Below are 12,041 nucleotides of genomic sequence, written 5' to 3' on the forward strand. Positions count from 1 at the left end.
TCCATGAAACGAATATTTACAATAGTAGTTCTGATTGCTTCGCTGGTGTTTACCTCTTGCGAGGACTTCCTGACGGAAGACGTACGCGGGCAATTGAACGTGGACACTTATTATAAGTCCATAGAAGAGTGTGAATCCGCAGTCACGAGCTGTTATCAGGCCATGACATATGGAGGATGGTGGCAAATCAACACCGTGTGGTTACTTTCCGAAATGTGTGGAGATGATGCCTGGATGGGGAATACCTCTCAGTCTCAGAGTGATTATATCTCATTGGCGCATTATCAGGGAAACGGTGCCAGCAATGGCCCTATCTCCAATTTTTGGCAGTACCGTTACAAAGGTATTTTACGTTGTAACATAGCCATAGATCGCATTGCGGCTCTCGAAACCCAAGAGACAGAAACCAGAGACCGTCTGGTGGCAGAAGCCCGTTTCCTGCGTGGCTACTATTACTTCGAACTGGTGAGAAATTTTGGCGGGGTGCCCTTGATGACCAGTTTCCAAATGCCGGAAGAAGTGGAGGGAACAGAACGTGCTACGGCAGAAGCCGTGTACAAATTCATAGAGGATGACCTGATGGCAGCTGCCGAAATACTGCCGCAACGCAGTACTGCGCAAGTAGGGCATGCTACCCGTGGCGCCGCTTTAGGATTATTGGGTAAAGTGTACCTCTATCAGGAGAAATGGCAGGCTGCCCATGATGTGTTGAAGACTGTGATAGATGAAGGCGAATACCAATTGCTTCCCGATTTCGGGCAGGTATGGAATGTCGACTATGACAACAGTGCGGAGAGCCTTCTGGAAATCCAGTATGAATATCATCCCACTTTGGGCTTAGGAGGGGCGCTTGCTACGGTAACCGGTGCCCGTAATGGTCCTGGTGATGGTTGGAGCTGGTGTCAGCCTACGGCAAATTTGGAGCAAGCTTATATTGAGGCCGGTGATACGGAACGTTTGAAATGGACAATAATCAAGTCGGGCTGTACGGAAATTGCCGGCGAAGACCAATTCGAGGATTTCATTGACGCAAGCAAAGCGTTGAATAAGTATCAGGAATATCTTGATAAATATGGTTGGGACCCCAATTGCTATATTATCAATCCCGCTGACCATAAGTCTGCGCGTATCATCCGCAAGTATTTCCTGCCGATGAAATATCGTGCTCAAGGCGATGCAACGGCTTACGCCACGGACAAGAGTCCTTTGAATCACCGCATTCTGCGTTATGCCGATGTCCTTTTAATGTATGCTGAGGCTTGCAATGAACTGGGTGATGACGCTTCTGCCCGCGATGCTCTCAATCAGGTGCGCAGACGGGCCAAGTTGGATGACGTTACGGCAAGTGGAAAGGCATTGCAAAGTGCCATTCGCCTGGAGCGCCGTTTGGAATTGGCTTTCGAGCAGAACCGTCTGTATGATATCCGCCGCTGGACTGATACAAATGGTAAAAAGATGATTAGCAATATCCTGGGACCGAACGGTTCCTTTGTGAGGTGGAACACTGAAGAGGCTACCCGTGACGCTCTTGAGTGGGAAAATCAAGGTGAAGCAAGTGACAAAGGCATCACTTTCAATGAAAACCGCGACATGGTGTTCCCCATTCCTTTGTACGAAATCACGATGTCCAACGGTTCCATTACCCAGAACCCGGGTTGGAATTAAACACATTCTGATGAAAACAGATTGTTGCAGGAACTGATTATTCAATAGGTCTTTATATTCTGTCGCGGATAGTTTGCAATGGATTATCCGCGGCAGTTTTTTAATCCAAAATAATATCATGAATTTGAGACACATTTTTATTCTTCCGGCACTGCTTGCTGCAATGGCTTGCAGCGACGATTCTCCCGTTACGCCGGATACTCCAGACACTCCTGAGGGTCCGGACATTACAAACAGCGTAGAGAAACTGGTGAGCATCGATGCCGGACAGACTTTCCAGACAATAGCCGGCTTTGGCGCTTCGGACTGTTGGTCGCCTGCCTTTGTGGGCAAGTCATGGACTTCGCACCGTGCGGGGATTACGGAACTGCTTTTTTCTTCAGAGATTGTGGGCGGCAAGCCGAAAGGAATCGGCCTTTCCCAATGGCGGGTGAATCTTGGTGGCGGCAGTGCCGCGCAAGGTGAAGCCAGCGGCATCGAGGATAAATCCCGTCGTGCGGAATCCTATCTTACGGATGACTTGACGTACGACTGGACCCGTTGCGAGGGACAACGTTACTTCATGGACCGTGCCAAGGAGCTGGGATGTAACAATTTCGTTCTTTTCAGCAATACACCTCCTGTGCAGTACACCTATAATGGAAAAGGATTTTCCGCCAGAGGGGGACTTTCTAATCTGAAACCGGAACATTATGGTGACTTTGCAGGATATATGGCCGATGTAGCGGCCCGTTATACCGCTGAAGGCTATCACATAAGCCATATCTCGCCCGTCAACGAGCCGCAGTACAACTGGGACAGCGGACAGGAGGGCAGTGGCTGGACCAATGACGAAGTGGCTGCACTGGCACGCGAGTTGGATATGTCGTTGGATGACCGGGGGCTTTCCACAGACATTCTCTTGGGCGAATCCGGTGATTGGGAGTATCTGTATAAAGTGAAAGGCGATGCCAACCGCAGTAATGTATTCTCAGCTTTCTTTACACCCGGCTCTTCCGCCTACGTGGGTGACTTGGCACACGTGAAGAATCTCATTTGCGGACACAGCTATTGGACTGACGGCACATGGGACGGTATGCGCAACGTGCGCAAGCAAGTGGCCCAGGCTGCCGGTCAGTATAATCTGGATGTTTGGCAGAGTGAATGGAGTATGCTGGGCGATAATTACAGCAGTTCCGAATTCGTGGGCTACGAGCAGGCTTCTGAGATGGATATCGCTTTCTACATGTCGAAGGTCATCCACAATGACCTCACTGTGGCTGGAGTGTCTTCCTGGAGTTACTGGACATCGATGGATGTTTCCCGTTGGGGGCATAAGAACCGTTTTCTCTTGATTTCGCTGGTACCTGCCGGTGGCGAGTATGGTGATATAGAGCAGGAGGGAAGCTATCAGGCTACTGCCACTCTTTGGGTACTGGGCAATTACAGCCGCTTTATCCGTCCGGGATACCGCCGTATTGCCCTCGACTTGAACGAATCGCGTACTTTTTTCGGTTCCGCCTGGCTTTCTCCCGAGGGGGATAAGGTAGTGGCCGTCTATACAAACATGTCTGATAAGGCGGTTCGCTTAGGTGAAACGCATGTGGGATGGAGCAATGAAGCGAAGTCAATAGCTACTTATACAACTACCGGTAGCAAGAATCTGGTGGAAGGAACGGTGGCGGCAGGCAAGCAGGTGATTCTGGAAGCCAAGAGTGTGACAACCGTGGTGTATAGCCTGAAGTAAGGAATTAGTTTAACTTCAAAGAAAATCTATATGAAAATGTATTTTAAGAATAACAGGACTGCTCTTATCTTTTTGCTGGCAATGCTGGTCGTTGCTCCGATAAAGGCGCAGGTGGTATTTGGCGATGCCGCAAAATTCAATGACGGATGGCTGTTCCGGCTGACGGACGACTCGGCTATTGTCCGGACTGACTATGACGACAGCGAATGGCGGAAGCTTTCTTTGCCACACGATTGGTCCATAGAGGGGCAATTGTCGCCCACACAGGCCAGTTGCACCGGGTACCTGCCGGGTGGGATAGGCTGGTATCGCAAACACTTCAGGGTTGAAGACAACGCAACACGTCATTATATCTATTTCGAAGGGGTATATAACCGGAGCGAGGTTTACCTGAACGGGCATCTGCTTGGCAGGCGCCCCAACGGCTATGTATCGTTTCTTTACGACATGACCCCTTACCTGAAGGAAGGCGACAATATGCTGGCTGTCCGTGTAGACCATAGCCGTTATGCCGATTCACGTTGGTATACGGGGTCGGGCATCTATCGCGATGTATGGCTGGTGGCTGCTCCCGATACACATATTGCGCAATGGGGTGTGGGCTGGCATGCCGCTTCGCTGACAGACAAGCAAGCCGTCGTTGCGGTCGATGTAGAGGTGGAGAAGCACAAGGCAACTTCCGACAAACTGGAACTGAAGGCTTCACTGTACGATACTGCCGGAAAGAAGGTGGCACAACGCCGTGTGCGTGTTGCCGATGGAAAAGAGGGCATTGCCAAGCAAAGTCTTGACTTGAAAGTGTCCAAACCCCATCGTTGGAATCTGGATAATCCGTATCTGTATACATTGAAAACCGAATTGCTTGCCAATGGCAAACGCATTGACGGCAGTGAGACCAAAGTGGGACTGCGTACGCTGGAATTTGATGCCAACAAAGGTTTTGCCCTCAACGGCAACTGGATGAAGGTAAAAGGTGTATGCCTGCATCATGATGCAGGAGTGCTGGGTGCAGTAGTGCCGCCGGAGGTATGGGAACGCCGCCTGAATAACTTGAAAGGGATTGGCGTAAATGCCATCCGCATGAGCCATAACCCACAAGCCCCCGTTCTTTATGAACTGTGTGACCGCCTGGGATTTCTTGTAATGGATGAAGTCTCTGACGAATGGGAGTTTCCGAAACGCAAATGGGTACAAGGCTGGAATGTGGGTACTCCGAGTTATGACGGTACTTTCGACTTCTTCGAGGAGTGGATAGAACGGGACGTAACCGATATGGTACGTCGTGACCGCAATCATACCTGTATTTTCTTGTGGAGTATCGGCAATGAAGTGGATTATCCGAACGACCCTTATTCGCATCCCGTTCTTGATGGAGCTAAAATCAATCAGCCTATGTTCGGGGGCTATAAGCCGGATGCTCCCGATGCCATGCGCATCGGAACCATAGCAAAGCGTCTGGCTGCCTGTGTACGTGCCGTGGACACTTCCCGTCCCGTGACCGGAGCTTTGGCGGGTGTCGTGATGTCGAACGAGACGGAGTATCCCGATGCTGTGGATGTGGTGGGGTATAACTATACGGAAAACCGCTACGACCAAGACCATGCCACTTATCCGGACCGCATTATCTATGGAAGCGAGACGGGTTCGGGGCTTGATGCCTGGTATGCCGTCCGCGACAAGGATTTCATCTTCGGGCAGTTCATCTGGACCGGTACGGATTATCTGGGTGAATCGGGCAGATGGCCGTCCCGCGGTTTGTACACGGGTTTGCTCGATTTCGGAAGTTTCCCCAAGCCACGCGGACATTTCCGGGCTTCGTTGTGGTGCGAGAATCCGGTCACGTATGCAGGAACATATCCGGTATATGTCAATCCCAAGCATCCCGAGCATGTATTCCTTTCGCCTGATGCATGGGACATCTGGAACTATGACGAGGGGCAGAACATACGTGTGGTGTGTTATACCAATGCTCCGCAGGCGCGTTTGCTGCTCAACGGCAGGGTGGTAGGCGAGATGAAACCTTATGATGAAAAGACCGGCATCATCTACTGGGATATTCCTTTCCGGGCTGGTGAGCTTCGTGCTGAGGGCTGCGATAAGGAAGGAAATGCTTTGTCGAGCTATTCCATCCGGACATCTGGACGTCCTTATGCCATCCGTGCCACGGCGGATCGCACTATTTTGTTCGGCGACCGCGCCACTGCGCACATAACCGTAGAGGTGGTTGACGAAGAAGGTACTGTTGTGAAACTTGGCGACAATGAAATTACGTGTACAGTTGAAGGAGCGGCGCGTCTGCTTGGGCTCGAAGGCTCTGACAACAGTGACATGAGTGATTATACCGATAACCGTCACCGCGTATACCACGGGCGTTTGCTGGCCTATATACAGACTACCGGAGGAGAGGGACCGGTTAAAGTAAAGTTTGCTTCCCCCCTTCTGAAAGGAACTGAAGTAAAGTTTGAAGTAGGGCAGTAGTACACTACTATGGACTTATGTTTGTGCCATCGTATTGGCACAGTCGTGCCAGTACGATGGCAAGGCTGTGCCAGTATGGTGGCACAACTTTGCCAATGCGATGGCACGGGTTGTGCATTTCTTACAGAATGTATTGCACTTCCTTGAACAGATATTCCCGTTCACTTCCTCCTTCATCCTCCAGCACGAACCGTCCGTCTTGCTCTACACGCAGCAACCGGGCAAGGAACTTGCCGTTGGCATCTTCATAAGGGTGCAATCCCCGGCGACGGAAAAGGGAGCGGGCATACCGTGTGGATATCTCGTCGGAGTAGACGGCGAAGTCCTCCATTTGGAGGCTGTTGTAGTAGATTTGTACACGTCTTAGGATATGGGCAAGGATTTCATAACGGTCGTGCTCCTTTCCGGTGATTTGTTTCAGTGAGACGGGGTTGGGAGCATCACTGTTGAAGACTTCCTGGTTGATGTTGATACCGATTCCGGCAATGCTGCGCCTGATATGATGTCCGGAAAGGTCGTTCTCTATCAGTATGCCGCAGATTTTCTTGTCTTTCCAATAAATGTCGTTCGGCCATTTGATGGTGATTTCATCAGACCATCTGCTCAGCTCTTCCTTAATGGCGAGGGAAACGATTTGTGAAAGGATGAACTGCCGGCGGGCTTCCAGAAAAGAAGGGTAGAGTACAAAGCTGAAAAGCAGGTTCTTGCCTTCTTCAGCTTCCCAGGTATTGCCGCGCTGGCCTTTACCGGCAGTTTGGAACTCGGCAGTCACGGTTGTTAGTTCGGCAACGGATTCTTGCAATTGGTTGCAAAGCTGGCTGAGGTATTGGTTGGTCGATGCCGTCTCGTCCAATGCCACCAGTGGGAACGGGAATGTGTCAGGGCAGGGCTTCATATTCGGTACGCATTTTTTTGGTGAACTTCTTCAATACTTCTTCCACGGAGTGGTCTATCAGTTGCTTCAACAGTTTGTCGTCGACGTCACCGTCAAGGAACACCTGGTTCCAGTACTTTTTGTTGAAGTGATAGGCACCTTCGATGGCAACATAGTGCTCCCGCAGTTCGAGTGCATATTCGGGGTCGCATTTCAGACAAATCTTGTTGGCGCTTTCCAGGTCGATAAGTGCAAACATTTTATTCATGACTTTCATCACGAGCGAGTATTCGTCAAACGGAAAGCATTCCGTGACGGCTTTTTTGCTGAGGCAATATTCGCGGGCGGTTTCGATGTCCATGATGGTATTTACGGTTTTACGGTTTACAATTTACGATTGAAATAACTCTTGCTTGTCAATTTTCAACTCTCAGAACATCGGCGGATAGAAGGCTTCTTTGAGATGCTCTATCTTGAATGCACCCGGTTCGCCTACAGCCGTTATGATGTCGAAGCGGACGGGTGCATCCAAGCAGAAGTGCTTGATATAGGCATCGGCCGCTACGACAATACGTCGTATTTTCTGCCAGTTCACGGCATCCTGCGGCTCAATGTAATCCGTATTGCTACGGGTTTTCACTTCCACAATAATCAGTTCCTTATCTTTGTCGGCTACAATATCCAGCTCAAGGTGATTCTTTCGCCAGTTACGGTCACGTATGGTGTAACCGTTCTGTTCCAAGTATTTGGCAGCGGCGTCTTCACCGGCTTTTCCAAGAATATTGTGTGCACTCATTATTCTGCGTGTCTGGCAGGCATCAGCATACCGTCGTGTCCAGGACGGAAGATAGCGGGCAACTTATAAGTTTTACCATCCAATGTATTGACCACTGCACTGCGCGTTTGGGGGGCTGGATTTGTACCGGTAATCAGTTCAATGGCCTTGGCATACAGAGGTTCTTCATTGTTTCCATAATCTTTATGAATATAGAATACACCTTGTTCGTTATAAGGATTGGTTTCATCCATCAATATATCGGGTTCAAATCCTTTTTCATACTCCCCGAATCCTTTGGCGTTATAGCTTTGGAAGGTGATAGGAACAACACGATATGTGTTATTCCGGACAGTGTACTCCTCATATTCCATACCTACGTTCTTACCAGTGGTCTTTTCACCTATAAGTATTACGTCCAAATCTATTCCTTCTAAGGAATTAATGACGAGTTCACTGGCAGAGGCCGTTCCATTTCCGACAAGGCAGTAGACGCGGGGAAGGTTGAGGCTTCCGGCTGATAAGGAAGTACCCAAGTTGGGATAACTGGAGTATGCAAATAATTCATCTTCCCGTTTGTTATTGAGTTTTGCCATTCTTTCATCATTGTATCGTAAACTGCTGAATACTTTACCTTGAGAGGCAGTACCGGCAATACAAGTTGCTATCAGATTAGCCGACATGGTATGCCCACCACCATTGTACCGCAAGTCCAGAATCAAATCTGTGACGTTCTTGTTTTTAAAATCTTTGAAAACATTGAATAATTCTTGGTCAAAGCCTGCCTCGAACCCAGAATAAACGAGGTAACCGATTCTATGTCCTTCTATATCTTCCTTGACATTACTGAAGATGACGGGGTTGTTGTATGTGGCTTTGGAAGTTATGGTGTATTCCTTTTGCCCGGTAATGGTGCCTCCTTCTACGACATCTTCTGTCAAAGTATAGTTGATAGTTGCATCTGGTGACAATATGTCGTAATAGAAGTTATTAATATTGTTATTATTTATCTTCTTTCCATTTATCAGGCTTATCATTGCTCCTCGTTTGAGTCCAGCTTCGGAGGCCGGTGAATCGGGATATACACCTTGGAGGCAGAAATAAATGGTATTTTCTGCTTGTGTGCCAATGCTTATGGGGGTTATACCGGTGATACCGAAACTATATGCCAGTTCCTTGTTTACAATTTTGGTGGTACGGGTTGAACTAATATTGGGCAATAGCTGGATATAAGAGAAAAGATTATAATATGTCTTGCCGTCGCTACCGACATATGTTTTTTTATCCAATGTATTGGTAGTCATACTTCCCAATGCATCATAGAAGAAGTCTTCATAGCCTTTGTTATGGTCAAGATTCAACGTTTTGTATTCATCGTTCCAGAGATACATTTCCCTCAGATATTCATCAACTTTTGCGTTAATCTCCATATCTTCAGTGGTTTGGGGAACACTGGTCCCCTTTTGTGTAACTTCAAAACTTGCAGGAGAATAGCCGTCTATATTAATGGAAATTCTGGCTGTCCGGTCGGTGGTGGAACTTGTACTTACAGATAATTTCAAGGTGCTTTGTCCTTTTGTACCCGAGGTCGTATTCAGTTTGCACCAATCCGCTCCTGAGGTGACGGAAGCTACCCATTTGGCTGCAGCATTGAAGCTTACAGACAACTCATTATCCTGGCTGATCTCCAGGGATTTTCCCTCTGTCCAACTCTGATTGGTTATGCCGGTATTAAGTTTATTATCGTCATCGTCACTACATGAGATAAAACTTATACTGAACAATGTGAGTAGAAAGAAACTAAGATAATTTACATGTTTCATACCTTTTAAATTTAGAACTCTCCAAAAATACGTTTTTAATTACTAAATTAAAATGTTTTTAAGAAATACTTTAAGTTTACCGGTCAAAAAAATATTTCAGTGCTATTTAAGTGTTTCCGATATAAAAATTACGTAGGTTCGTTTTGTTTTTACAGAAGTAAAAGTAATTTTGCAGGAAATATGAGAAAGAGAGATAAAACGTGTGCGAAAGCAACGCCCGAAGAACCGAAACGCGAGCAGCGCATGGTATGCCTGATGAGCGAGGAAGAGCAGCGGATTGTGGACCGTTATCTGGAGAAATACAAGATAACGAACAAGTCGCGTTGGCTGCGGGAGACTATTCTCATGTTTATCCATAAGAATATGGAAGAGGATTATCCTACTTTGTTCGGTGAGCACGACATGAGGAGGTGAAAATTAAAAATTAAAGGGGGTGGCGTTGGACGATAGCTATTATATGAAGCAGGCGCTTTTGGAAGCCCATAAGGCCGGTGAACGGGGAGAAGTTCCCGTAGGTGCAGTTGTGGTGTGCAAGGACCGTATCATAGCTCGTGCCCATAATTTGACGGAGACTTTGACGGATGTCACCGCCCATGCCGAGATGCAAGCCATTACCGCTGCCGCTGCAACTCTTGGCGGCAAATATCTGAATGAATGTACTCTCTATGTCACAGTGGAACCCTGCGTGATGTGTGCTGGTGCCATTGCCTGGGCGCAGATGGGACGTCTGGTGTTTGGTGCTGAAGATGAGAAAAGAGGGTATCAGCGCTATGCCTCGCAGGCATTGCATCCCAAAACACAAGTAGTAAAAGGAATTCTGGCAGATGAATGTGCCGCCCTGATGAAAGAGTTCTTTGCCGCCAAGCGCAAATAATCTCTAATCCTTTATCCCTAATCTCTACTCTTTGATTTCTTCAAAATCCACATACTCTCCCTCGTCTTTGGAGAACAGTTTCTTGTGGCGGGGGCGTATTTCACCTTCTTCAGTTTGTGCCTCCTCAGACGATTGTCTATTATCATTGTAGGAATACCCTCCCGGCTGGTAATTACCATTTCCTTTTTGGTAGGGACCGGAGTTGGAGGAAGTACGGCGTCCGCCCAATCCGAATATGTTCCGGATGACAGTACCGATAATGCTGAGGCCAATGAGCAGAATGGCAATTATGATGATGAATAAAAATCCTAAAATATGAAACATGGGCTAATGTCTTTTTATGTGTTCGTTTTCTGCGAACTTCAATACAACAACCGTGCCAAAGATTTGTTTATTTACTTTTCCTTGTAATAAGCGAAAGCAGTATATACCAGACGATGATTGCAGAAAAGCTGCAGATTCCCAAGAAGATGAGGAACGGAATGCAGACAAGCAGGAAAATGAAGCTTGTTTTATTGTCTTTCCATGACAGATTCTTGAATTTGAGTGAGAACATTGGAATCTCCGATACAAGCAGCCATGAGAAAAGGCAGACCAGCAGCAACAGATAAACCGGATGGAAATTGCTGCTCACCAGCCAGTCGTGAGCGCCCGTCACCAATGAAGCCCAGAACAAGGCGTTTGCCGGGACGGGAAGTCCTACGAAAGAGCTCGTCTGGCGGGTATCGTTGTTGAACTTGGCAAGCCGCAGTGCAGAGAATACGGACAAAAGAAATGCGAGATAGGGGAAAACGCCGGCCAAGCTTTCCATTGCGCCCGAATAGTCCATTTCCTTGAACAAGGAAAATACAATCAGGGAAGGGGCCACTCCGAAACTGACATCATCTGCCAGAGAATCCAAATCCTTGCCGATAATGGAGTGTGCGTCCAGTGCACGTGCCATCATGCCATCGAAGAAATCGAATACGGCACTGAAGATAATGAAAGCGAGTGCCCATTCATATCTGGCTTCGAATGCCATGACACAAGCAATACACCCGGAGAATAGGTTCAGGCAGGTCAGAGTATTTGGAATATGGCGGGTAATGCAGTTTGCCATTGTTGTTCTTTTATTATTTAAGTTTGGCTATCACAGTCTGATTGCCGGTAGTCAGTTGTCCTAGTTTAACGAATACTTCGGTGCCCAACGGTAGAAAGACATCCACGCGGGAGCCGAATTTGATGAAACCCATATGTTCGTCAATATAGCATTCCTCGCCCGGTTCGGCATAGGTCACGATGCGGCGCGCCATGGCTCCGGCTATCTGTCGTGCCATAATCTCCACGCCTTCCGGAGTTTCTATTACTACGGTGGAACGCTCGTTGTCGGTGCTGGCTTTGGGCAGCCACGCTTTCATGAACTTTCCGTTTTGGTGCCATACCTTCTTTACCGTGCCGTCTACCGGATACCAGTTGGCGTGTACATTGACCAGACTCATGAATATAGATACCATGATACGGCGGTCGTGGAAGTATTCGTTTTCCTCCACTTCTTCCACCACTACGATTTTACCGTCGGCAGGAGCTACCACGACTTTCTCCGTTTCTTGTCCGAACAAACGGATGGGGCAGCGGAAGAAGTTCACGAGTATGCCATATACTATGAGGCTGATGACCGCTACTACGTAAAAAGGAACTTTGCATTCCAATCCGAAGTAAAGGGCAGTGTTGACAGCCAGAATCAGAACCAGGCTGCCTGCCAATGTATGTGTTCCTTCACGGTGTATGCGTATCTTTTTTAATCTTTTTAATCGACCCATGTATATCGTATTTGCTAATTTAGATAG

Annotated in this window: 12 protein-coding genes; 5 read left to right on the top strand and 7 right to left on the bottom strand. The window is 47.9% G+C overall.

Annotated features, from left to right (window positions below):
• Window positions 1-3: 3 nt before the first annotated feature.
• The 3 genes from DW947_RS17010 to DW947_RS17020 all read left to right on the top strand — a co-directional run bounded on the left by DW947_RS17010 (window position 4) and on the right by DW947_RS17020 (window position 5,869).
• The gene (locus DW947_RS17010) at window positions 4-1,665 is read left to right on the top strand and encodes a RagB/SusD family nutrient uptake outer membrane protein (RefSeq protein WP_117887484.1); all 1,662 of its coding nucleotides are present in this window, start codon (window positions 4-6) and stop codon (window positions 1,663-1,665) included.
• A 118-nt stretch (window positions 1,666-1,783) separates the two neighbouring features.
• Entirely contained in the window at window positions 1,784-3,391 is a 1,608-nt protein-coding gene (locus tag DW947_RS17015; protein WP_117963600.1) for a glycoside hydrolase, read from the top strand.
• 36 nt (window positions 3,392-3,427) lie between these two features.
• A complete protein-coding gene (locus tag DW947_RS17020) occupies window positions 3,428-5,869 on the top strand; it encodes a sugar-binding domain-containing protein (RefSeq protein WP_117963601.1) in 2,442 nt (813 codons plus the stop codon).
• A 121-nt stretch (window positions 5,870-5,990) separates the two neighbouring features.
• On the opposite strand, the gene DW947_RS17025 is transcribed toward DW947_RS17020, so the two are convergent.
• From DW947_RS17025 to DW947_RS17040, 4 genes are all read right to left on the bottom strand, one after another.
• Window positions 5,991-6,764 carry a biotin--[acetyl-CoA-carboxylase] ligase gene (locus DW947_RS17025; RefSeq protein ID WP_005835105.1) on the bottom strand — a complete coding sequence of 258 codons (774 nt, stop codon included), beginning with the start codon at window positions 6,762-6,764 and terminating at the stop codon, window positions 5,991-5,993.
• Window positions 6,748-7,104: an MmcQ/YjbR family DNA-binding protein gene (locus DW947_RS17030; protein ID WP_005824210.1), complete on the bottom strand. Its 357-nt coding sequence runs from the start codon at window positions 7,102-7,104 to the stop codon at window positions 6,748-6,750. The genes DW947_RS17025 and DW947_RS17030 overlap by 17 nt, the downstream gene beginning before the upstream one ends.
• Window positions 7,105-7,173: 69 nt before the next feature.
• Entirely contained in the window at window positions 7,174-7,539 is a 366-nt protein-coding gene (locus tag DW947_RS17035; protein WP_117681224.1) for a YraN family protein, read from the bottom strand.
• Window positions 7,539-9,341 (bottom strand): S41 family peptidase, encoded by a 1,803-nt coding sequence (locus DW947_RS17040; RefSeq protein WP_008665734.1) that lies wholly within the window; start codon window positions 9,339-9,341, stop codon window positions 7,539-7,541. The genes DW947_RS17035 and DW947_RS17040 overlap by 1 nt, the downstream gene beginning before the upstream one ends.
• 180 nt (window positions 9,342-9,521) lie before the next feature.
• Here DW947_RS17040 and DW947_RS17045 point away from each other — a divergent pair, with 180 nt between their 5' ends.
• Both DW947_RS17045 and DW947_RS17050 read left to right on the top strand, forming a co-directional pair.
• Entirely contained in the window at window positions 9,522-9,755 is a 234-nt protein-coding gene (locus tag DW947_RS17045) for a hypothetical protein (RefSeq protein ID WP_005824205.1), read from the top strand.
• Between the two features lie 25 nt (window positions 9,756-9,780).
• Window positions 9,781-10,215: a nucleoside deaminase gene (locus DW947_RS17050; protein WP_009037193.1), complete on the top strand. Its 435-nt coding sequence runs from the start codon at window positions 9,781-9,783 to the stop codon at window positions 10,213-10,215.
• Between the two features lie 24 nt (window positions 10,216-10,239).
• Here DW947_RS17050 and DW947_RS17055 read toward each other — a convergent pair whose 3' ends face one another.
• The 3 genes from DW947_RS17055 to DW947_RS17065 form a co-directional block, all read right to left on the bottom strand.
• Window positions 10,240-10,539 (bottom strand): DUF4834 family protein, encoded by a 300-nt coding sequence (locus DW947_RS17055; RefSeq protein WP_005824202.1) that lies wholly within the window; start codon window positions 10,537-10,539, stop codon window positions 10,240-10,242.
• A 67-nt stretch (window positions 10,540-10,606) separates the two neighbouring features.
• The gene (gene pssA / locus DW947_RS17060) at window positions 10,607-11,314 is read right to left on the bottom strand and encodes a CDP-diacylglycerol--serine O-phosphatidyltransferase (RefSeq protein ID WP_005835110.1); all 708 of its coding nucleotides are present in this window, start codon (window positions 11,312-11,314) and stop codon (window positions 10,607-10,609) included.
• 13 nt (window positions 11,315-11,327) lie between these two features.
• Window positions 11,328-12,014 (bottom strand): phosphatidylserine decarboxylase family protein, encoded by a 687-nt coding sequence (locus tag DW947_RS17065; protein ID WP_005835112.1) that lies wholly within the window; start codon window positions 12,012-12,014, stop codon window positions 11,328-11,330.
• Between the last annotated feature and the right edge of the window lie 27 nt (window positions 12,015-12,041).

The sequence above is a fragment of the Bacteroides sp. AM44-19 genome (assembly GCF_003603395.1).
Classification (GTDB): domain Bacteria; phylum Bacteroidota; class Bacteroidia; order Bacteroidales; family Bacteroidaceae; genus Bacteroides; species Bacteroides uniformis.